The sequence below is a fragment of the Cesiribacter sp. SM1 genome (assembly GCF_020178975.1).
Taxonomy (GTDB): Bacteria; Bacteroidota; Bacteroidia; order Cytophagales; family Cyclobacteriaceae; genus Cesiribacter.
The window spans coordinates 194,107-217,205 of sequence record NZ_JAHXBU010000044.1 but is presented as its reverse complement, the minus strand read 5'-3'; the positions used below and the strand labels follow the sequence as shown (position 1 = coordinate 217,205).

Annotated in this window: 12 protein-coding genes; 6 read left to right on the top strand and 6 right to left on the bottom strand. The window is 47.5% G+C overall.

Annotation, left to right across the window (positions count from 1 at the left end; all coding sequences use genetic code 11):
* Positions 1-87 precede the first annotated feature (87 nt).
* Together KWJ01_RS09180 and KWJ01_RS09175 are read right to left on the bottom strand one after the other, a co-directional pair.
* Complete coding sequence (locus KWJ01_RS09180) at positions 88-1,449, bottom strand: sigma-54 dependent transcriptional regulator (RefSeq protein ID WP_224996133.1); 1,362 nt, start codon at positions 1,447-1,449, stop codon at positions 88-90.
* Positions 1,450-1,661: 212 nt separating this feature from the next.
* Positions 1,662-2,288 (bottom strand): DUF4494 domain-containing protein, encoded by a 627-nt coding sequence (locus KWJ01_RS09175; RefSeq protein WP_224996132.1) that lies wholly within the window; start codon positions 2,286-2,288, stop codon positions 1,662-1,664.
* Between the two features lie 134 nt (positions 2,289-2,422).
* On the opposite strand from KWJ01_RS09175, the gene KWJ01_RS09170 reads away from it, so the two are divergent.
* Positions 2,423-3,571 (top strand): class I SAM-dependent RNA methyltransferase, encoded by a 1,149-nt coding sequence (locus KWJ01_RS09170; protein WP_224996131.1) that lies wholly within the window; start codon positions 2,423-2,425, stop codon positions 3,569-3,571.
* Between the two features lie 188 nt (positions 3,572-3,759).
* Here the strand turns inward: KWJ01_RS09170 and KWJ01_RS09165 are convergent, their stop codons facing one another.
* From KWJ01_RS09165 to KWJ01_RS09150, 4 genes are all read right to left on the bottom strand, one after another.
* Positions 3,760-4,191: a DUF2147 domain-containing protein gene (locus KWJ01_RS09165; RefSeq protein WP_224996130.1), complete on the bottom strand. Its 432-nt coding sequence runs from the start codon at positions 4,189-4,191 to the stop codon at positions 3,760-3,762.
* 115 nt (positions 4,192-4,306) lie between these two features.
* Positions 4,307-5,098, bottom strand: coding sequence for an SDR family oxidoreductase (locus KWJ01_RS09160; protein WP_224996129.1), 792 nt, complete (start codon positions 5,096-5,098; stop codon positions 4,307-4,309).
* Positions 5,099-5,186: 88 nt separating this feature from the next.
* Positions 5,187-5,624, bottom strand: a complete 438-nt coding sequence (locus tag KWJ01_RS09155; RefSeq protein WP_224996128.1) for a hypothetical protein — start codon at positions 5,622-5,624, stop codon at positions 5,187-5,189.
* Between the two features lie 11 nt (positions 5,625-5,635).
* Positions 5,636-7,969, bottom strand: a complete 2,334-nt coding sequence (locus tag KWJ01_RS09150; RefSeq protein WP_224996127.1) for a TonB-dependent receptor — start codon at positions 7,967-7,969, stop codon at positions 5,636-5,638.
* 689 nt (positions 7,970-8,658) lie between these two features.
* On the opposite strand from KWJ01_RS09150, the gene KWJ01_RS09145 reads away from it, so the two are divergent.
* The 5 genes from KWJ01_RS09145 to KWJ01_RS09125 all read left to right on the top strand — a co-directional run bounded on the left by KWJ01_RS09145 (position 8,659) and on the right by KWJ01_RS09125 (position 22,774).
* Positions 8,659-8,886 carry a hypothetical protein gene (locus KWJ01_RS09145; protein ID WP_224996126.1) on the top strand — a complete coding sequence of 76 codons (228 nt, stop codon included), beginning with the start codon at positions 8,659-8,661 and terminating at the stop codon, positions 8,884-8,886.
* A gap of 1,117 nt (positions 8,887-10,003) precedes the next feature.
* Entirely contained in the window at positions 10,004-14,260 is a 4,257-nt protein-coding gene (locus tag KWJ01_RS09140) for a type I polyketide synthase (RefSeq protein ID WP_224996125.1), read from the top strand.
* 58 nt (positions 14,261-14,318) lie between these two features.
* Positions 14,319-20,621, top strand: coding sequence for a PfaD family polyunsaturated fatty acid/polyketide biosynthesis protein (locus KWJ01_RS09135; protein WP_224996124.1), 6,303 nt, complete (start codon positions 14,319-14,321; stop codon positions 20,619-20,621).
* Positions 20,614-21,288 carry a 4'-phosphopantetheinyl transferase superfamily protein gene (locus KWJ01_RS09130; RefSeq protein ID WP_224996123.1) on the top strand — a complete coding sequence of 225 codons (675 nt, stop codon included), beginning with the start codon at positions 20,614-20,616 and terminating at the stop codon, positions 21,286-21,288. The genes KWJ01_RS09135 and KWJ01_RS09130 overlap by 8 nt, the downstream gene beginning before the upstream one ends.
* A 175-nt stretch (positions 21,289-21,463) precedes the next feature.
* Positions 21,464-22,774, top strand: coding sequence for a glycosyltransferase (locus tag KWJ01_RS09125; RefSeq protein WP_224996122.1), 1,311 nt, complete (start codon positions 21,464-21,466; stop codon positions 22,772-22,774).
* The last annotated feature ends 325 nt before the right edge of the window (positions 22,775-23,099 follow it).

The window sequence follows — 23,099 nt, the reverse complement described above, 5'->3', positions numbered from 1 at the left end:
ATTATGGAATGACCTTTTCCTGCTGCCAGCAATGAATAAGCCCGCTGCTGCGGGCGTAAACGATGGTTCTGTAATGGTAACCCAAAGTCAGGCGTCTGATTCCTGCAGGTTATATTCTACCAGTTTGCGATAGAGTGTAGATACGCCAATGTTAAGCAACCGGGCTGCTTTGGCTTTATTACCACCTGCAATACGCATTACGCGCTGTATATGCACACGTTCTACAAAAGCAATATCAAGCTGGTTGCTTTCCAGTACCACATCTTCTGTAGAGGGGCCGTATTTCACCTCAAAGGGGAGTACGTTTTCATCGAGCAGTGGCCCCTGCGAGAGTATTACCGCCCGCTCAATTACATTGCGCAGCTCCCGAATGTTGCCTTTCCAGGTAAAGCGGCTTAGGTACTCCAGGAAGGTGTCGGTCATGCCAACAATCTTCTTCTGGGTGTTTCTGGCAAAATAATGCAGAAAAGACTCTGCCAGTAAGGGTATATCTTCCCTGCGCTCGCGTAGCGGCGGCAGGTTTATTTCAAATACCGAGAGGCGGTAGTAGAGGTCGGAACGAAACTGCTGACTGCTTGCCTTTGCCAGACGCCGGTTTGTAGCAGCAATGATGCGAACATCTACCTGGGTGGTCTTGGTATCTCCCACCTTAATAAAGGTGTTCGTTTCCAGTACACGCAAAAGCTTTGCCTGCAGATCCAGGGGCATCTCCCCTATCTCATCCAGGAAGATTGTACCCTCATGTGCCTCTTCGAACAAGCCTTTTTTATCACCGGTTGCACCGGTAAAAGAGCCTGCTTTGTGGCCAAAAAGCTCGCTCTCCAGCAACTCTTTGCTAAAAGCGCTGCAGTTAATCGCCACAAACGACCTGGAGGCCCTGGAGCTTGCATTATGTATGGCGCGGGCAAACACCTCTTTACCAGTACCCGTATCGCCAAGCAACAGCACCGTGGCGCTGGTTGCCGCTACCTGTTTCGCCATGTGTATGGCATACTGGATCTCCTGCGACTTGCCTATGATCTCATCAAAAGTATACTGATTGCCAACCTGCTGCTCCAGGTTCTTCAGGCGTTTCTGAAGGCCAACTTTTTCTATGGCACGCTGCAGCATGGGGATCAGGCGGTTGTTGTCATCCCCTTTGATCAGGTAATCATAAGCACCTGCCTTGATCGCCTGTACGCCATCCTTTACCGATCCAAAAGCAGTCAGCATAATAACCTCAGCTTCCGGATTGATCTCTTTGAACTTCTCAATCAGCTGCAGGCCATTTACATCGGCCAGGTTTACATCACTTAATATTATATCTACTTCCTGCTCTTTTAAGATCTTAAAAGCTTGTTTAGAGGTTTCCACTGCCTTAACAGCAAAGCCTTCAGATTCCACTACCTTGCTTAAAAGCAGCCTGCTATCCGCTTCATCTTCAATAATAAGGATCAAACCTTTTTGCATGTATTAATTATAATATCCAGCAGAACCTATACTACCGGATTTGTGGTAAGACGAATGCCCAAGCATGATTGACGGCACAAAATGCTATAACTGTTAATGTAATATTACATAATTTTTTTAACAGCTTACTACAGTTTGGCAGGCTTTTAACGGAAATGCTTAAACAGAATACATAAAAAAAAGAGCAGTTTATGTGCTGCTCTTTTATCCTGTCAGATTTCATTTTCAGAGGTTACCGGCTGGAATTCCTCTTCATGTTCCTCCTCTTCTGATTCTGTTTCTTCTGAAACTTCCAGTGAAGCATCGGGCATAGCGGCCTGCAGTTCCGGCATTTTTACTGCCGGGGCCAGCTCTTCTTCCTCAAAAGCCTCGGGCACCATATCATCTACACGCACCTTGCCTTTGGTTTCATCCTCTATATATGGGAATATCTCTACCAGCGGGCTTTGTTGTATCTCTACCACATCGTAGGTTACCAGCAGCCCCTGCAGGCTTTCCAGCAGGCGCTCACAGGCCTGGCGCAGGTCCATAGCAGAAACCAGCATCTGGTTAGTCACTTTCTTTTCCTTGCCGCTGTTATCGTCGGCCGCAATGTAAGTTACCTTACACTTATACCAGGTTTCGGCATCGTCGTAATGGAAAATATCGGATATTTTGCTCTTGGTGATGCTGGTCACCTCAAAATCTCCCCTGATAACAGATCCCAGCTCCTCGTAAATTCGGGCTTCAGCCTCTGTATAGGATACTGCATCTACCAAATAAGGCTCTGTAATGTTTTTGAGCCTGCCATTCTCATCCTCTTTCTGATATTTGATCTTACACTGAAACCAGATCTTCATAAGCTCTTTAGGTTAAGTTATATTTTTCAACAGAACCACCAATTTATGCAGAAGCCACAGAACTCCGCCAGCTTAGCACTAAAAGTTATCCACAGCTTATGAACGCTCTGCAAAAGCTGCCGTACCTTTACCATATGAAGCAACCTATTACCATACGCTGCGCACCGGGCACCTCCGATTGGGTGGCTGCCGAACTCCGGCAGATGGACTACCCCGTTTTACAGCAAACCGCTGCCGGCGTACAAACCTCAGGCACCCTGGAAGATTGCATGTGGCTCAACATGCAGCTGCGTACTGCGCACAGCGTGCTTTGGGAGTTTGCCCAGTTCAAGGCCCTCACTGCCGATGATTTATATACCAAAGCAAAGGAGCTGCCCTGGGAAAAGTACCTGGAGGTAGACGGCTACTTCAGCATCGATGCGTTTGTGCGTAACGAAACCATCCGCGACTTTCGCTTTGCCAGCCTTAAGCTTAAAGATGCCATTGCCGATCGTATGCAGGGCCTTTACAAGCGCAGGCCCGACAGCGGCAAGGAGAAAGACCGTGCGGTGCTCTTTCTTTTCTGGTATGGCGATACAGTAAGCCTGTATTTCGATACCAGCGGCGAAACCATTTCCAAACACGGCTACCGCTTCAGGCCGGGCAAAGCACCACTCATGGAAACCATTGCTTCCGGCATTGTAAGCCTTACCCGCTGGCAATGGGATAAACCCTTTATAAACCCAATGTGCGGCAGTGGCACCCTGGCCATAGAAGCGGCCCTGCTGGCTACCAATACCCCTCCCGGCCTGCTCCGCGAAAATTTTGGGTTTATGCACCTGAAGGGTTACGACCCTGCCCTCTGGTCTGAAATGCAGCGGCAGGCCAAAGACAATATTGAACCTTTCAGGGGAACCATCATTGCCACCGACAGGGATTGGAGGGCCATGGAAAATACCAGGCGTAATGCTGAAGAAGCTGGTGTGGATAAAAACATACGCTTCGAAACCTGCGATTTTAGCCAGACACCAATCCCGGATCAAAAAGGTGGCATTGTAATTTTAAATCCAGAGTGGGGTGAGCGCCTGGGCGAGAGTACCGAACTGGAGGAGGTGTACAAATCCATCGGCGACTTTTTCAAAAGCAAGTGCGGTGGCCACTGGGGCTACATTGTAGCAGGCAACCCTGCCCTGGGCAAACACATAGGCCTGCGCACCAGCCGTAAAATTCCAGTACCCCTGGCCCAGGACGAAGGCCGCCTGCTGGAGTATGAGTTGTATGAGGGAAGTAAAAAAGACTCCTGATGTGCAGATTAGTCAATATACTGAAGTGGGATTGGTTGTCTGCATATTTTTCTGCAGATTAGCTGATGCACAGTCCTGTTTCACCGGCACATTGGAGCAGGCTGTGTCTGACGAATACCCTTTGCCACAATAAAGAACAGCACGCATGTTATAACAATAATTGCAACGCCTGCACCTCATTGCAGCCATTACCTGATTCTTTTGAAAGTTTCTGTGCGCCCCAGGAACGTCATGCCCATTACATATCCCCTTGCTTTAAGCTGGTTAGGATTGTATTCATCAACCCATAGCTCACAGGCATAGGTTTTACCGCTTTCCGGATCGTAAACGGTGCCCTTTACCCACTGCTGATTTTTACTATCGTATATAAAATCCCGAAATATATTCAAGCCAATAACCAGTTTATTGCGCAGTACCGGATTTGGGTTATGAATATCTGTTGCATCAGGTATGCTATACCAGACAAGTTTAGCGAAGTATCGATTATCTGCCTTGTAGAATTCTATTTTGCCATCTTGCTTTGGGGTAAGCCAGGTTCCTAAAATAGTATCCGCCCTGTTAGTATCTGTAGTGACTCCAAAAGCCATTATCAATAATAGAGGGAGTAATGTTTTCATCATAACTCTGTTTGTATAACTTACCAGGACAATAGAATGACTTTCAGCCGCAGGCATCTCCCGTGATTGAACGGTTTTCGATTTGAAACCGCTTCTTTCAAAAGCAGCAGTCTGTTAACTAGGCCACTTCTACTTTGATATCAGGTTTTAAAAACCTGCTTAGCACATAGGTTGTAAGGCTAACAGGCAGAAATCTGCTAAGAAGGGTGCAAACTTTGAATGCAAAGCCTGGTACAATTACAGCTTCGTTTCTATTCAGTGCCCGTACTGCTACATCAGCCACTACTTCTGCTTTTAACTGAAATTTCGATGAACTTATCAAGGGTGCCGTACCGGCCTTATCAAAAAATTCTGATTGGGTAAATCCCGGACATAAGCAGGATACACCTATACCCAGAGGCTGAAGCTCCACCCGAAGACTTCGGGAAAAAGACAAGACAAAAGCCTTGGTAGCGGCATAAATACTGAAGTAGGGCACGGGCTGAAAACTGGAAATGCTGCCAATGTTCAGAATGTGAGAATCCTGCTCGTTCTGCAAAAGAGGCACAAACCGATGACAAAGCTCTACCAGCACCATAGCATTGAGGCGCATCAGGTCCATCTGTTCCGCCAGCGCCACATCACTGTGCGCCCCCCAGAGCCCAAAGCCTGCATTGTTTATCAGCACCCTCACCCTCCATCGGTTTTCCTGGCATACGCTCCAGAGTTGCATTCGAGCCTCAGGAGCTAATAAATCAAGCGCTACCACCTGAACTGTAATGCCGTATGCCTGGTGTAGCTCAAGAGCCAGAGCCTCTAGCCTGGCCCTGGATCGGGCAACCAAAATAAGATGATGCCCCTCAAGGGCACAGCGCCTGGCTAAGGCCTCTCCAATGCCGCGGCTAGCGCCTGTTATCAAAGTGTAACACATATTTATATCGGGCTTAAAAAATTTCAAAAGAACCTATACAAACCAGCAGTCACTTTTCGAGTGATATTAAAAATATGAGAAGAAAGGCTTAAGCAGTTTCTGGTTTTCTAATCCCAGCTTCATTCAGGCGGTAACCAGCGAACAGTAGTAAGATTAGGATAAATAACCCTGGAATTGGCGGGGTACCGGGTGTGTTCAGGTACACCAGAAGCGTTGCATAGAGGGTAGATAAGGTAGAAATCAGCCCTACCACTAAAATAACGACAGGCACCCAGGGCTCGCGCCCTCTAGTAAAACGCCATTGCAGGAATACTGTGGTTAGCGAAACTGCAAGCCACCCACCACCACACACCCGCATCAGGGCCAGCACCAAAGTTTGGGTAGCCCCATCCACCTCATTCCACTCAAGTGACAGCGCCTGGCTGTGATAGCCCATAAAGCTTGGTTTTATCAAATAAATATGGGCTAAAATAAATAATGCAGCTGCTACAGTATAATTTGCCGCCGATGCCAGTTTTTGTTTCATGGGCAGGGTTATTAAAAAGTTATTCTGTATTGTGGTATTGGAAAAAAGCCTATCTGGTATTGCGTGTGAACAGTGTTGGTACGAGGATTGTAGGCACGGGCAAATTCATTTTGCCTGTTCGTAATATTCTGAAGGTCAAGGGCAAACTCATGGGTAACTTTAGGAGCATTAATGCGGTATGACAGCTTTAAATCTGCCCGCAGGTAACCATTTAAACTTTCTGTGAATGCAAGATGATCCTGTCGCACCTCGTAACCCAGTTGAGCAGATCTAGCATAATCAATAGGCGTATACCGATTGCCGCCCGATGCCGTAAATTTAACATCTATGGCAAGGGTGTTGTCCCTTTTTCCAATGCTGAACTCCTTGCCTCCTAATATATTACCGATATAACCTCCGTCGAAGGCAGTGCTGTGCCAGGCACCATCACTACCTTTGTAGCTGGATTTATACAATGAGGTAGTAAGCAATAAATAGTAGCCCTTGCTATAAAACTTCTCCAGGGTTAGCTCCAGGCCAAAGTTTTCACCCTCGCCCCTGTTCACCAACGAGTCTCTGTTTATTGGCTCAAAGTCAACACCCGCATTCAGCATGGAAAAAGAGCTGGGCGCCAGTTCTACAGCCGCATCATTTATTTTCTGGTAATAGGTCTCCACCTTCATACGAAAGTTTGTACCGAGCGAACGATCGTAGGAAATCACAAAGTGATGGCTGTTGGTAAATCCAAGCTTTCTGTTTGTTTCTGCTACTGTGCCATCGGGCAATTCTGTTCGCACAAAATAGATATCTAGTGGCTGAATCTGGCTGTGCCGCCCGTAGCCAAGTGCCAGGGTTTGCTTCTGGTCCAGCTGAAACTGCAGGCCCAGCCTTGGTTGAAGCACTTCGCTCCTGCTCACCTCAAAGCGCTGAAAATTCAGACCCGAATTAAGGGTAATCTTATTAGTAAAACGAAGCTGCCACTGGGCATACAACTGGCTAAGCAGACTTTTACCATTAGCATTGCGAATAACCCGCTCACTGCCGGGAACAATGCGGCGGTTCATAAGATCAAAATCATATAAATCCAGTATTATGCCTCCAGATACATTGTTGCGGGCACTAAACTTTTTATTAAGGGTTAGGTGCGCAGAATACTTGTTGTTCACATAATCGGCCTGGCCAGCCGGAATAGGTGTTTGATCTACTGCAGAAAGTGAATCGCGGTAGAGGTGTTCTTCCTGTCGTGAAGCTGCCAGGGAAAGCTTATAGTGCAGCGTAGAATTAAAGTAGTACAAGTGTGAGAGGCCTGCTATACCTGTCTGGTAACTGGCGTAGTCGTTGGTGAACTCCGATCCATAGAGCGACTCCGATCCTTTATCACTGCTAAGCAGATCAACATTACTCTTACCACCAATACCAAACAAGGTAAACCTGCCTGCCTTAGCAGTAGGAACATCAACTTTAAAGGTCAGGTCCTGGTACTCGGGTGTGGCTGTACCGGTGCCAAAGTTTAAGCCCACCATTTCATAAAAGCCCAGCGTAGAATAGCGGTAGCTGGCCAGGTAGGAGGCCTTCGATTTTTTTGAGAATGGCCCCTCCATACCAAGCTCCACGCCATTAACCCCAATCTGCCCCAGGTGCTCATGCTTTTCAGTATTACCACGCCTTAGCTGCAAGTCAAACACACCAGCCAGTGCATTGCCATATTCTGCAGGAAAGGCAGCCGTGAGAAAGTCAGATTTATCCAGCAAATTATAATTCAAGAGGCTGATAGGACCTCCGCTGGCACTCAAAGATCCGTAGTGGCTGGGATTCGGAATGTTTATACCTTCCAGGCGCCAGAGCAAACCACTGGGTGAGTTACCCCTGATGATAATGTCATTCCGGTCGTCGTTGTTGGCAGCAACCCCTGCAAAGTTTGCAGCCATACGTGCAGGGTCATTCCGGCTCCCTGCATAGCGGCCGGTTTCTTCCAGGTTAAAGGAGCGTGCACTTACAGTGGTAAGCTCGTTATTGGTCACTGTTTTTTCAGGTTCTGCAGTTACCACCACCTCGCCTATTACAGATACCTGCTCGGTAAGATTAATATCCAGCACCACCTCTTTGCCAGAGGTTACCACCACATTAGGAATCACCTGCTCCTCGTACCCGATATAGGATATTCTAAGGCTTTGCCTGCCAAGCGGCACCTGCTTTAAGGTATAATAGCCCTGGGCATCTGTAACAGCGCCAATCAGCGGATTGGTATTCAGCACCACCACATTCACCCCCAGCAGGGGAAAGCCTGACTGCGCATCAACAACCATTCCCCGAACTGTTTGTGTAGCTGACTGCGCCCAGGTAACAGTAATGCCGGCTAAAGTCATGCTTATATATAGAAGAAATAACCTCATAATAGAATTGGTTATGTTAAAGAAACAGGAATGTTAATGAGTTAAATTTGAGTAGAACAGGCAACAGCTGCAGTCTGCACACGCTCCGGTAAGCAGAGCAGTACTAAAATTGCTACACCAATCATGAATCATGCTGCAAAAAGGATCAGTGAAGACATAGCAATAGCGATTGCCGGCAGTAACAGTTGCGAAGCGGCTAAGTTGATGATCTGATCTAAAAGCCAGGTGTTCCCCCTGCTCTCTTCGAGATGAGGCATTCGCTGCCAATACAGGAATGGAAGAAATTTTAAAGGATAACCGCTACGGACTTTATGCCAGCAAGATTTGCACAGTAACAACTTACAGCGCTACAGCAATAGGTGGCATATTTATCTACATGTGTATGCGACGCTTTGTTAGTTCTGGATTAACAAGCCCGATTGAATTGATTACTCATGTCAAGCAGTAAGCCGCATTAAGTAGACCCGAAAAAAGCAGGGTTCTAGCACAAGTCCTTAAATTTAACATACAAACAGAATTAGAAACAAGGATTTCAAGGATTAATACACAAAAAATCTTTAAGCTTATTGTTCAAAGCTGCCGTGTAAAATTTTATCTGTTATTTTTTGTAAATTTTAAATAAAACAATTTGTTGCTTTGATATAACTTTTTATTATATTGCAGTGAAAGTGGATTTTTTACTTGCTGAACAATTATCAGAGTTCAGATTCCCTGTTGCTGTAAAAGCTTTTCTTTTTAGTTTGGTTAATCCCAAACTATTTCCCACAGAATCCGATTTACATGATATCATTTTCATTGCCATCCTTTTTATTGCTTTCCCTTTGATCGGCAGTAGGCCAGACAGGCTGATGAGTATTTCAAAAGAATTAAAGAATTATTTTTTGAACTGAAAACAAAAATAACAACCTCCTGTTAATAGTTAAACAATAGTAAAAGGCTGAACTTCAATGCTTCTGCTGCTACTAATTGTTTGAAGATTAATAAGAATGTATTGAGCAAAGTATCTGTTGGCATTTTAACAGACTTACCCCCCCTAATTGCCAATCAACTTAACTCTACGAAGCTATGCTTCCTGGCTAACAGATACAGAATTGATGTAATAACTAAAAAGACTTTCTGCTGTCGTCATCTATGCAGACATGCTCTACAATATGTCTCGTATCAGCTAGTCTTATACTGCTGCGATTTATACCTACTGCATTTGTGTATAAACCAGCCATAGTCTGTTACTTCAGTTAGAAGAGTAGAGATCAACAATAATTTTGAGAATACCTGCAGGTAACTGAAACCCATACCTTGCAGGTAAACCAGATCACTGTAAAGCAAATTATGTGCTTTACTGCAAATCTGTGTGCTTTTATGCTAATATCAGGCAAAGAGGCTGCATGTTTTATGCATCAAAACATAACATATGGCTCCTTTGATGCTTTTGAAGTGCAAATGCTGATTTAAATACACAAAAAGAAAAAAATTAAGCACTATTTAAAGGCACTGCAATTACCCCCGACTTCTTGTCTTCATTGCTGATGGAAGGAATGTTTAATTAAACATCCTGCTCTATCCATCTTTATCCATAGTGACATTCAGAAGTTTGCAGGCAGCCAGTAAACAAACCCTAAAACTGTTTTAAAACAAAGTTTACATGAATGGAAGACACCAATGATCTTTGACCAATAAAGATGAAAATTTAATAACATTACTTTATTGATGGCTCTGCTAACATTACACACAGCATCCCTGCGGAATACTGTCTGGAGTATTTTCACAGGTACTTGTGTGATGTTATACTTTTAGGAGCGGGTTTAGTACAAGATCCATTTAACAAACCGTCTTTATCTGGTGGGACTGCTTTGTCCCAGCTAATACAGATCAAAATTCACTTTCAGAAGATTGCCTGCGCTATGCCAAGGCAACATCAATATGTTTTGCAGCTTTATCAGTAGCCTGATAATTGAGGATGCAGAACACCCCACCTTTTACGCCTACTTTTTAAATAATTTTTCAATCATGGAAAAAAATCTACCCCTTCAAAAAAATCCTGTTGCAATCATTGGTATGTCAGGCCTTTTTGCCGGCTCGCAGAATATAGATGCTTTTTGGGAAAACATCGTAGAGCAGGCTAACTGCATATCAGAAGTACCACTATCACGCTGGGATATTTCAGAATACTACGATCCTGATCCGAATAAGCCAGACAAGACCTACAGTAAAGTAGGTGGCTTTATTCCTGATATTGACTTCGACCCGCTGGAATACGGATTACCACCGAATATCTTAGAAGTTACAGATTCGTCGCAGATCCTCTCCCTGGTCATGACAAAACAGGCCTTGCAGGATGCCAGGTACGACGGAGACCGTTTCACAGAACAGGTGCGCAGAAATACTGGCGTAATTTTGGGTGTTGGCGGAGGGCAAAAACTAATGGAACCCCTTAGCAACCGCCTGCAATACCCTATCTGGCGCAAGGTGCTCCAGCAGTATGGCTTATCAGAGGCAGCCATAGAAGAGGCCGTTGAAAAAATGAAATGTGCTTATGTTCCCTGGCAGGAGAATGCCTTCCCAGGCTTTTTAAGCAATGTTATTGCGGGCAGAATTGCCAACAGATTTGACCTGGGCGGAACAAACTGCGTAGTTGATGCTGCCTGTGCAGCCTCCCTGAGTGCCATCAAAATGTCGATCAACGAACTGGTAGAACACCGCTGCGATATGATGATCAGCGGAGGCGTTGATACCGACAACTCTCCCATGGCATATATGAGCTTTAGTAAAACACCTGCCTTCTCTAAGAAAAACAAGATCCGCCCTTTTGATGCGGAGGCAGATGGAATAGTGATAGGTGAAGGCATAGGCATGGTAGTGATGAAAAGACTGGCCGACGCTGAACGCGACGGAGACACCATTTATGCAGTAATCAGGGGGATTGGAAGCTCAAGCGACGGACGTCACTCCAGCATTTACGGACCAGTGAGCCAGGGGCAGCAGCTGGCCATGCACCGGGCATATGAGGAGGCCGGTTATGAGCCGGCAAGCGTTGGCCTGCTGGAAGCACACGGCACCGGAACCCCAACAGGAGACCGGGTGGAATTTCACTCCATCTCATCTGTTTTTCATGACCCTAAAGCACCTAAGCAGCGAATTGCCCTGGGCAGCGTTAAATCACAGATCGGGCATACCAAAACTGCAGCAGGTGCGGCAAGCCTCATCAAGGCTTCACTTGCCCTCCATCATAAGGTATTGCCACCAACAATCAACATTTCAAAACCTAACCCCGAGTTTAACATTGAATCAACCCCCTTTTACCTTAACACACAACTACGCCCCTGGATACAGCCAAAAGGCAAACATGCCAGAAGAGCCAGCGTAAGTGCGTTTGGTTTTGGAGGCACTAATTTTCACCTCACCCTGGAAGAGTATCAACCCGAACACCAGGATCCGTACCGCCGTTGGTCGCCCTACCATACCGCTGTACTGTATGCCGATAATCATGAGGCCCTTAAGCAAAGGTGCCAGATAGTGCTAAGCGACCTACAAAGGAGTACCGATTTTGAGCCACTGCCTGTACCACGGTCAATACCCCAGAAGGCTCCTCGCCTGGGCTTTGTTTACCAAAGCAAAGCAGAGCTGATGGACCGGCTAAAAACAGGCCTGCAGTTGCTGCAGCACAGTGATCCACAGAAAGCTTTTGACAATCCACAGGGAATCAGTTACAGCCCCGACGGCAACTTAAAGGATAGCAAAATTGCCGTACTGTTTTCGGGACAGGGTGCGCAGTATGTGAACATGGGCAGCAAGCTGGGATGCCTTTATCCGGAGTTCCGGCTAAACTTCCAGAATGCAGATAAGATCATGCAGACTATGTATCATGAAACCCTCTCCGACAAAGTTTTTCCGATACCAGTATTTGATGATGCAGCAAAGCAGGAGCAGCAGCTTAATTTAACACAAACCCAGTATGCACAGCCTGCCATAGGAGTAATCAGCATGAGTTTATACAAGCTGCTTACCCGCACCGGACTGCAGCCAGATATGGTAGGCGGCCATAGCTTTGGAGAATTAACAGCCCTTTGGGCAGCCGGGGTTCTAAAAGAACAGGATTACCTGAAGTTAGCCTGCATCCGCGGGCAGGTAATGGCCCAGGCCGCCAAGGGAAATGATGCCGGCGGCATGATTGCCGTGCAGGGCGATACCGACGCAGTTCTGAAGCTCATAGAGGAGCAGCACCTGAACCTCGATCTTTCCAACATCAATGCCCCGGACCAGGTGGTACTGGGAGGTGCAACAGCTGATGTGGAAAGAGCAGCAGAAGTGTTTACCGCACATAAATTGTATGCTAAAGTACTACCAGTTTCGGCGGCCTTTCATACACTGCGCCTAAGGGATGCCCAGCAGCCCCTGGCCGAGGCCATTGGCAAAACTCCTTTTCAGAATCCCAAACTGGCTGTGTACAGCAATATCGACGGCCAGGCCTATGCAAAAGAAGGAACAGCCATACAGCAAAAGTACAAAGAGCACATGCTGTCTACAGTACAGTTTCAGCAGGAGATTGAAGCCATGTACGAGGCAGGTGCCAGAATTTTTGTTGAGGTAGGGCCGCGAAATATATTATCGAACCTGGTGCAGAGCACCCTCCGGAACAGAACATTTAAAACAATTCCTCTTAACTCCAATCCCAAGCAGGACAGTGCCCAGCTATACCAGCAGGCATTAATGCAATTACTGGTGGCTGGGGTTTCTCTTAACATGGAAGATCCATACCAGCTGGCACCACAAGAGCGTAAGATTGCCAAACCTAAAATGAAAATCCCTTTCAACGCCAGCAACTATGTAAGCGAAAAAACCAAGCAACAATGGTTGAAAGCCCAACAGGAATCACCCCTGAAAGTAGTAAACCAGTCTAAGCAAGAAAATATCCAGCCTATGAACCCTAAAGAAACATCCGGCACCACTTTAAATGGTCATGCAATGCCTGCAGATCAAAACACGGTTGTGGCTTTCACACAGTCGGTGGAGGAAACCAATCACCTGAACCTGTCTCTGCAGATGCTGGAAAAACAGATAAACCTGATGGGTGAGATGATTCAGTTTAGCTCGCAACAGCAGGAGGCACTGGAAAAACATCGCATGTTTCTGGAAGATTACAAACACCAGATGAACCAGATGTTCGCTGAAGACCACAGCAACGGTAAAGAGGCTGACACCTCCTCCCGAAAAGCTAAAGTCACAATGCCAGACCTTTCTGATCTGTTTACAACCATCATCTCGAACGGCAACGGGCAAGCCTCTAGCAATGGACATTCCCAAAATGGATATTCACATCATGGAAATTCCCCGAATGGAAATTCCCCGAATGGAGATTCCCGGAATGGAGATTCCCGAAATGGAAGTTCAAACGGGCACTCTTCTAACGGCAACCTCACGCTCAACGGGCATGCAGTAAACGGCCACACCCTATATGGCGATACCTCGAATGCAGATTCCCGAAACGACCAAACCCCTGCTAAGGCAGCTGCAGAAGTCAGCACACCCCAAACAAAAGCACCTGCTCCACTGGTACCGGCCAGGGGTGCAGAAAAGCAGGAAAAAGAAGTAAACCCTCTGTTTGAAGCAGCTGTACTGTCCCTGATCGCAGATAAGACTGGCTATCCTGCAGAGATGTTGAACCTGGAGATGGAGCTGGTGGCAGATTTAGGCATAGACTCTATCAAGCAGGTTGAGATTTTTGGCGCCATGCGGGAACAATATCCGGTACTGCATCAATGGCAAACAGAAGATTTTGTGCAGGTCAAGACCTTGGGAGATATAGTAGAAATGGTAAATCAGCAATTAGCTTCTGCGGATACGGATGTTGATACTAGCACTCCAGCTAAAGAGACATCCGTTGCTGAACCTGCAGAAAATCCTGCAAGCGCTGATCTAAGCATGGCTGAACAGATCACTGCTGTGGCTTTGAAGAAAACTGAAAATACTAACAGATCAGCAGTTACAAAGGCGGCTGATCCTGCAGTACTTGAGCAGAGCCCCAAAGCCGATGCTATTGCCAAAAGCCTGATGGCAGTTATTGCTGATAAAACCGGTTATCCGGCAGAGATGCTAAATCATGATATGGAACTGGTGGCAGATTTAGGCATAGATTCTATCAAACAGGTAGAGATTTTCGGTGCCATACGGGAGCAGTACCCAGCTTTCCAGACCTTACAACCTGAGCAATTATTAGCATTAAAAACCATTAGCGATGTTAAAGGACTACTCGAAAGCAGCATATAACAAAAGTACGGATACAGCAACCCCTGCAGTTAAGGAATCCGGTAATCTCACTCAACCTATGGAAAAGTCTCTCTCCCGAATTTCTCAACAGCAGGTGGTTGTAAAACCATTGCCCTATCCTTTTCAGTGGGAAAGGCTTTGGCCTGAAGGCTCTGTGGCCTTACTTACAGATGATGGAACACCCGCTTCAGTGCTGCTCGCACAGGCGCTGATATCACGTAGTATGCAGGTGATGATGCTGCGTTTACCAGGCACGGCAGCCAGAAACATTGAGATGCCTGAAAAGCTCCGCATACTGCAACTTGAAAGTACAGGCCGGGAAGCTATTCAACAGGCCCTGCAACAGGCACAGCAGCTGGGCCCCGTTGAGTTATTCATTTACATGCATGCTGCCGGGGGGGCAGCATCAGATGCCACACAGGCAGTGTTCTGGATCGCAGGTGAGCTACAGGCAATATTTCATAAACAGGTCTCCAGGCGTTGCAGTTTTTTAAATGTTACCCGCATAAACGGAGCATTTGGCTACGGTGCAGGCACCACCTTCGACTGGCAAACGGCAGGTCTGACAGGCCTTGTTAAATCATTGAACCGGGAGTGGCCTTCCGTATTTTGCCGTTCCATAGACCTGCACCCAGCCTTAACACCCCAGCAACTGGTTGAATGCCTGCTGACCGAACTGCAGGATACAGACCTGGCACTGGCCGAAACCGGGTACGATGCAGCATTGAACAGGCAAACACTAAGTACCCAACCTGCAGAGGCTACACTTACTGCTGCGCCCGCTGCTGGCTTTCAGCCATCTGATGTGGTGCTGGTTACCGGGGGCGCACGGGGCATAACGGCTCATTGTATCATTGAACTTGCCAGGGCATGCCCCTGTACCTTTCTGCTCCTGGGCAGGAGTAACTACGAGGCAGAAGATCCGGAGTGGGCGGAAGGCATTACAGAAGAAAAAGCGCTGAAGCAGGCCATTTTCCAGTTACTGCAACGTGAGGGAGAAAAGCCCCGCCCCATGAAGTTACAGGAAGTGTACCAACAAATCATGTACTCCCGAAATATCAGGAGCACACTTGAGGCTATTCAGGCTGCAGGCGCTAAAGCCGATTATGTTAGGGTAAACATCATGGATGCAGAAGCAAGCCGGCATGAAATACTTGCTATACAGCGAAAATGGGGTAAGGTAACAGGCATTGTTCATGGTGCTGGTGTGCTTGCGGATAAACTGGTAGAAAAAAAGACTGAAGCAGACTTAGCCAATGTTTACGGCACCAAGATACAGGGCCTGCTCCATGTACTGAGTGCTGTGGAGGCAGCAGCGTTAAAAAACATCATCCTGTTCGGATCTGTATCCGGCTTTTACGGAAACGAAGGCCAAACAGACTACTCACTTGCAAATGATACACTTAATAAGTGGGCGCTCTCCTACCAGCATCAGCACCCGCAAACCAGGGTTCTGTCCATAAACTGGGGTCCCTGGAATACGGGTATGATCACGCCTTACATTCAGCAGGAGTTCAAGAACCGGGGCGTTATGTTGATTCAGGAATCAGAAGGGGTAGCACATTTTATCCATTTACTTCAGCAGCCCGGGGCAGACGTAGTCACCATCGTGAATAACCATATGCCGCCGCCTCCCAAATGTTTCCAGCTGGGTAATCAGATGCTATCCATAAAAAAGCGGCTAAAGCCTGAGGAAAATCCATTCCTGAAAGATCATGTAATTGCAGGGCATCCTGTAATGCCTTTCGTAAGCGGCATCGCCTGGATTGCAAACGCAGCTGAACAGTTATTTCCCACTTACCACCTGCTACAATGCGAGCAGAGTAAGCTGTTTAACGGCATTATTTTTAACGGAAAGCAGGCTATTGACTATTTCCTGGACCTGGAGGTTGTTCAGCAGGATAAACAATACATTCGCCTGAAGGGCAAGGTCTGGAGCTTCGATGGGCAGGAGCGCCGCCGCTATCACTACGGCAGCGAAATTCTGCTAACGGCGGCATTGCCTGAGCAGCCCCTCATGGAGCTCCCGACCTTTGGCAGCCTGCCCCTCAAAACACGTGAAGTGCTTTACACAGAAGGATGCCTGTTTCACGGGCCGGCTTACCAGGGTATGGAAGCACTGTGGCATATGGATGAACAACAGCTGTGGTACACCTGTCGCCTCCCAGAGCCTAACTATAAGACACAGGGCGAATTCCCCCTGCAAACCTCCAATACCTTTGCTACCGATGCCATGTGCCAGGGATTCCTGGTGTGGGCATTTCACTACCTGAAAGCCTCCTGCCTGCCCGCGGGTATGGGCAATTTCAGGATCTATGAACCCCTGCCATTTAATAAAACATTCTGGGTACATCTTAGCATAACGGGCCAAACCAGTCACAAAGTGGTGGGTAATGCCACCGCCATAAGCCCTGAAGGTAAAGTATTGGTAGAAGCCCGTGATATTGCCCTTACTGTTAGCGAAGAGTTGCTGTCGTTGTACCAGACACAGGACATCAGCAAACACCCCATGGCAGTGGTGGATATGGATGTTCGGCTACCAGGTATTCCTGATCTGGACGCATTCTATAAAGCCCTGTATGACGGAACATTTTCAGCAGATTTTCCTAAGGCAATTCCTGGCAATACCCCGGCTGTTCAATCAGGGCTGTACCAGCAAATGTATTACAAAGCTGGTGTAGGCAAGCCCCTTGCAGTAATCAGCATAGGTGATCAAAAATTGGCACCAGAAGATGCTCCTGAGATCAAAGAAACCTTTACTGCTTTCAGCCTTACAGATGCATTGGCTACTGCAAATAAATGGTTGCAGCAAAACCCTGAAGGCAGTGTTTTGCTGGGAGCACAGCATTTGCCTGCACAATGCGGGGCTGGCATCCGGCTAATGCTATCTTCAGAAGCCACTAAAACCAAACAACCGGTTTATGCAGTTTTGAACAAACCGGAACCTTTTATCTCTGCCAGCCTGGAGGCCTTAATGCCAGTGCTCAACTACCTGGATGTTGATCCGGCTGTTGCACCACCTAAACTATCTCTAGCTGGAAGCAGCCAGCAGAATGATCCTGTTTGTGCGTTGGGCACCCTGGTATTGCCTGATGCTGCACTGCAGGAACTAGCAAGACTGATCAAGCTCTGCCTGTGCCTGCATTATCGTTTCCTGCCGGCTCTGCGGGAGCCAAAAAGCCTGCCGCAGCTTAGCCGCTGGGATGCGCAGCTCTTTTATGCTCCTGAAGATTCCTTCCCCTGGATTCCAGAAAATAATGAAGAAAAAAGAGTTGCAGCTCTTGTGTTGAAAGTGGCTGAAGCTGCCGTGATTCTGAAACTGGAAGAGGCAAGCCCGGCTGCAGAAAAGTCCAGGACTTACCTGCGGCAACAGGATAAAAAGCTACTGCTGGTATCTGGCAATAGTTTATCAGAACTCATGGCAAAGCTTGAAAATCTTGAAAAAGAGGCAGTACACTTCTCTCACAAATGGGCTGCAGCACAGTACCGTCAAAACCAGGCCCGGCCTGGCAAGTACACCATTAGCCTGATAGCCGGCAGCCAGCGCCAGCTGGTAAGAGAAATTGCGTTTGCCAGAAATGGACTGGAAGCAGCATTTACAAGCGATAAAACCTGGCAAACGCCTGCAGGTTCCTATTTTTCTGCAAAGCCACTGGGTAAGCGTGCAAAAATAGGTTTTATATATCCGGGCCTGGCAAGTGCCTATGCAGGCATGTTCAAGGATAACATTCAACTGTTCCCAGACTATTTTAGCCATTATGATGCTAAAATAGACAAACTGCACGAACTGGTACACCAACCCCTAATGCGGCCACGCTACTTGCAAAGGCCCGATCCGGCCGAAAGAAAGGCCCGTGAGGCAGCCTTTTTGAACAATACTGTTGCAGCATCAGAAAGCAGCATTTCCATGAGTGTTTTTGCTACCCAGGTGCTGCGCAATGAGTTTGAGCTGGAACCCGAGGCAGCACTGGGCTACAGCATGGGGGGCATTACCATGTTCTTTGCCCTTGATGTATGGGGCTTCCGTCACCTGCGCAGCCGGGTGCGGCAATCGCCGGTATTTCAGGCAAACACTGCTTTCAAAAACTGGGCGCACTGGGTATTGATAGCACCCGCAGAAAAGGTTAAAGAACAAATTGCCGGAACAGAAAACCTCTACCTGACTTTTATCAACACACCCGGTAATGTGATTATTTCCGGAGACCGCACCACAGGCGAAGCCTGGCTGCAGCAGCACCAGTACGTGGGCATAGTGGTAGATTTGTATAATGTAGCCCACTGCCCTCCGATAAAGACTATGTATCACCAGTCACTCCGGGAGATGCACCTGCTGGATATAGAACAAACACCTGGTATACGCTTTTATTCCGGTCCCCGCCTGGAGCCAATGCCATTAGATAAAGAAACACTGGCCATGAATGCTGCCGATACCTACTGCCAGCCTGTAGATTTTGTAGCACAGGTGCAAAAAGCCTACCAGGATGGTATCAATGTGTTCATTGAGGTTGGTCCCAAAGCATGGTGCTCACGGCTGGTGAGTGATATACTCCAGGATGAGCCACACATTTCTTTAGGCATCAACCAGAAAGGTGTATCTGACTACCGCTCGCTACTACAGCTAAGCAGTGTACTGTGCAGCCACGGCATTCCTATCAGGCTTCCTTTCTATGAAGAATCTACCACTACACCTGCTGCAGAAGTAACAGAAACTGCAGCCTCGGCCACCAATAATGTTGCTTTAACAGTAGCAGCACCTCCTGTAGGAGAGTCAGTTAAGCAGGAGCAATCTCTACCTAAGACAGCAACAGAAAAGCTGTTACCACTGAAGGAAGCCGGATCTTTGCTGCAGGCAACGCAGCATAGCTGTTACCTGTTCCAGGACAGGGAATCAAACCACTACCTGTCGGCCGGAAATTCGCAAAACAGACAGTATCAGACGGTAGGAATATTGCCTGCACTTCCGCCAGAAAAGTTAGGCAGTGCCGCTTTCAGGGAAATGCATAAGCTGCGCTATGCCTATATGGCCGGAGCCATGGCAAATGGAATTGCCTCCGAAGAAATGGTGATTGCTTTAGGTGAGCAGGGAATGTTAGGATCTTTCGGCGCTGCCGGTCTGGGTCTGGAAAAAGTAGAGAAAGCCATAAATACCATACAGGAAGCACTTCCGCATGGGCCTTATGCCTTTAACCTTATCCATTCTCTGGGAGACGGCGCCCTGGAAATGAGGCTGGTTGAGCTTTATTTACAGTACAGGGTACGTACCCTGGAGGCATCGGCATTTATGGAAATAACCCCTGCGCTGGTTTACTACCGGGCTGCAGGATTAGTAAAAGACAAAGATTGCAACATCAGGGCGCTGAATAAGATTATTGCCAAGGTATCACGTGCAGAAGTGGCACGTCTTTTTATGCAGCCAGCCCCCGATGCCCTGCTGAAGGTACTGGTGCTGCAGGACAAGATAAGTCCCGAGCAAATGGAGTGGGCAAAACAGCTTCCACTGGCTGGTGATATTACCGTTGAGGCAGATTCCGGCGGCCATACCGATAACCAGGCGCTGGTGTGTGCTTTGCCGGAAATGATAAGGCTGAAAGAGCGTATAGAAAAGCAATATGCCTATGCTGCTCCGCTGCACATTGGTGCTGCCGGGGGAATCAGCACACCTGCCTCGGTAGTGGCAGCTTTTGCCATGGGAGCAGATTATGTTGTAACCGGTTCCATTAACCAGGCCTGCAGGGAAGCCGCTACCTCGGCCCCTGTAAAGGCAATGCTGGCCAAGGCATCTTCTGCAGACGTAGTATTGGCACCTTCTGCAGATATGTTCGAAATGGGCATCTCTGTACAGGTACTCAAGCGGAGCACCATGTATGCCAGCCGCGCCAAAAAGCTCTACCAGCTGTACAGCCAGTACGAAGCTGTTACAGACATACCAACAGCAGAGCTGGAGAAACTGGAAAAGCAGCTTTTTCAAATGCCCCTTAACGAGGTATGGAACGAAGTGGAGAAGTTCTTCCGGCATCAAGACCCGCTCAGGCTGGAAACTGCCCGCCAGCATCCGAAAAGAAAAATGGCACTGATATTTCGATGGTACCTGGGTTTGTCTTCAAAATGGGCAGTAAAAGGCGTAGAAGGAAGAACAATGGACTACCAGGTGTGGTGCGGCCCCGCTATGGGTGCCTTTAACGACTGGGTAAAAGGTAGCGCCATGGAAGCGCTCGAAAACCGCACTGTGGCAGCAGTAGCCATGCGGCTGCTCAGAGAAGCTGCTGTGCTGCACCGCATACAGCTGCTGAAGATGTATGGGGTAAACACGGCTGATACTTTAAAAATCAATGCTGATACTGAAATGATGCTGCATGCTTAAACAACGCTTAGTACTACCGGAATCGGAGGTGCATCTCTGGTATTTTCAAACCAGCCAGTTCCCGGATATTACAATGCAAAAGGCGCTGCAATATCTGGATGAAGGGGAAGCCCAACGCTACCAACGCTTTAGGTGTTCACTGAAGCGCCGGCAGTTTTTGACAGCCAGGGTTCTGTTAAAACACCTGCTTACCTGGTATTTAGGTGAGCAGCCGGAAAAGATTCAGCTAAGGTATACCCAGCTGCAGAAGCCCTACCTGGAGGGAGATCTGGCATTTAATATTTCACATTCCGGGCAGCATTTAGTGATTGCCATTTCCCGGCATAGGGTTGGGGTTGATATACAGGAAGAAGCTTCAATAAAGCGAAACCACCTGCTGGTAGGCCTTTCTGCACAGGAGCAGCAGCTAGTAACTCTACATGAAATATTTCCTTTCTGGGTACTGAAGGAAGCCTTCTGGAAAGCCGATAACCAGTTAAGCAGCCTAACAAAACTTTTAACTGCCCTGGCTTTGCGCCAGCCGCAGGAGCACAATTCATTTTCTTTATTAGTGGATTCATGGTGTGTAACCTACCTGAAGCTGTTTCAGAACCTGCACCTGGCCTGGGTGGTAGAAGATCCCCAACCCGTCTGCAGGTTCAACGGTGTTCTGCTAAAGCCTGTGTAAATCAGCATTAGATACTTACATAAAGAACTTGCAGACAAGATGCTTAGAGGCTCATCCTGGCTTGCAAATTCCACGATGGAACATAGAAGAAGATTACACCAGAATCCGGTAAAGGTTCCGGAAGAAGGCCGGACCTGCTGATCTACCGTGAACGTACTCCTTTTTTAAATAAGCTATGGTGGCAAAAAAAATAGTAATCAGTTCTTACGGATCGTTAGGAGATCTGTATCCATACCTCGCTATCGGGCAGGCATTAAAAGCCAGAGGGCACCAGGTTACCATTGCCGGAGGAGTTTCGGTAAGGAGTAAAGTTGAGGGCATGGGGCTGTCCTTTGCTCCGCTGCGCCCCGATCTTGACCTCAGCGACCGTCAAACCATGAAAGCGGCCATGGATTTGCGAACCGGATCTGAAACCCTGGCTCGTAAACTTATATTTCCCTACATACGGGAGAACTATAATGATCTAAGCCAGGCTGTGCAGAATGCAGATCTTTTGATCAACCACGCCTACTGTTTTGCCGGCCCCATGGTTTCTGAAAAAACAGGCATTCCCTGGATTTCCTGCAACCTCTCCCCTAACAATTTCTGGTCTGTTCACGATTCGCCTGTAGTTCCCCGCTATCCCTGGATGGTACACCTGCCTGGCCTGGGAGTACCCACCAACCGCCTGGTTAGGAAAGCCGTGAGAATGGTAACCCACCAGTGGTGCGAGCCTATTTATCGCTTCAGAAAAGAAATAGGCTTAGCCCCTGACAAGCACCCCCTGATGGAGGGTCAGCACTCCCCTTACCGGGTACTGGCTATGTTCTCCAAACTCCTGGCCCAAAAACAAACCGACTGGCCCACCCATACCTGCATTACAGGATTTCCTTTCTACCAGGAAAATAAAGAGCTGCCGCCGGCAGTAGAAAATTTCATCAGGGAGGGCGAACCTCCTATTGTTGTTGGCCTGGGTTCTTCCGTGGTGCTGAATGCAGAGGCTGTATACCGCTGCTGCCATGAGTTACTCACGGAGATGAACAAAAGAGCCATTTTTGTAGGTGCTGCCCAAACACTTCCAGCGCAGGAAAAAAAGCATTATGCAAAAGACAGACATATACTGCTGACCGGCTACCTTCCTTACGCTGCTTTGTTCAGTAAAAGTGCCTTGGTAATACATCATGGCGGTATAGGAACAACAATGGAGGCCTTGCGGGCAGGAAAACCCATGCTGGTGATCCCTCACTCCTTCGATCAGCCAGATAATGCACTAAGAGTGGAACGTTTGGGTGCCGGCAAGTTTATTTACAGCGCCCATTTCACAAAGAATCGTCTAAAAAAAGCCCTGCTCTGTTTGCTGGAGGATCCCTCCTACAGCTATGCTGCACAGCAGGCTGCAGCCGTAGTGAAAGAAGAGTGTGGAACAGAAACTGCCAGCAATTATATAGAATCTTTTATTCAGCAGTTTGATGGTTCTTTATCTAAAAAGGCAGCCATATACACCTGATGGATTCGAAATAACTTTTATTGAGACGGTAAGAGCACCTCCTCACAACAGTTAATGAACAATGATCCTGCATCATAAAAAAAACTAAGGACTTGAAAGCTGTGCAAAACAGCGCCTGTTCCCGCCGCTGCTAAATGTTCAGTAAACACTGATTTTAACACCCTGACAAAATTCAACACATATCTAAAATTACATAGCCTGCCTGTACATGATATTCCTTACCTTTTAATTTATTATATACTTCATTACATATACTGACCGTTTATACATAAAACCTGTAACTTTCCAGGAGGCTTTACAGTAAGATCACTAAAAGGCAGCAGTC

Excerpts from the sequence above, each read along its gene's own strand:
- KWJ01_RS09155 (WP_224996128.1), bottom strand. The coding sequence starts at position 5,624 with ATGAAACAAAAACTGGCATCGGCGGCAAATTATACTGTAGCAGCTGCA.
- KWJ01_RS09130 (WP_224996123.1), top strand. The coding sequence starts at position 20,614 with ATGCTTAAACAACGCTTAGTACTACCGGAATCGGAGGTGCATCTCTGG.
- KWJ01_RS09180 (WP_224996133.1), bottom strand. The coding sequence starts at position 1,449 with ATGCAAAAAGGTTTGATCCTTATTATTGAAGATGAAGCGGATAGCAGG.
- KWJ01_RS09175 (WP_224996132.1), bottom strand. The coding sequence starts at position 2,288 with ATGAAGATCTGGTTTCAGTGTAAGATCAAATATCAGAAAGAGGATGAG.
- KWJ01_RS09150 (WP_224996127.1), bottom strand. The coding sequence starts at position 7,969 with ATGACTTTAGCCGGCATTACTGTTACCTGGGCGCAGTCAGCTACACAA.
- KWJ01_RS09170 (WP_224996131.1), top strand. The coding sequence starts at position 2,423 with ATGAAGCAACCTATTACCATACGCTGCGCACCGGGCACCTCCGATTGG.
- KWJ01_RS09140 (WP_224996125.1), top strand. The coding sequence starts at position 10,004 with ATGGAAAAAAATCTACCCCTTCAAAAAAATCCTGTTGCAATCATTGGT.
- KWJ01_RS09125 (WP_224996122.1), top strand. The coding sequence starts at position 21,464 with ATGGTGGCAAAAAAAATAGTAATCAGTTCTTACGGATCGTTAGGAGAT.
- KWJ01_RS09165 (WP_224996130.1), bottom strand. The coding sequence starts at position 4,191 with ATGATGAAAACATTACTCCCTCTATTATTGATAATGGCTTTTGGAGTC.
- KWJ01_RS09135 (WP_224996124.1), top strand. The coding sequence starts at position 14,319 with ATGGAAAAGTCTCTCTCCCGAATTTCTCAACAGCAGGTGGTTGTAAAA.
- KWJ01_RS09160 (WP_224996129.1), bottom strand. The coding sequence starts at position 5,098 with ATGTGTTACACTTTGATAACAGGCGCTAGCCGCGGCATTGGAGAGGCC.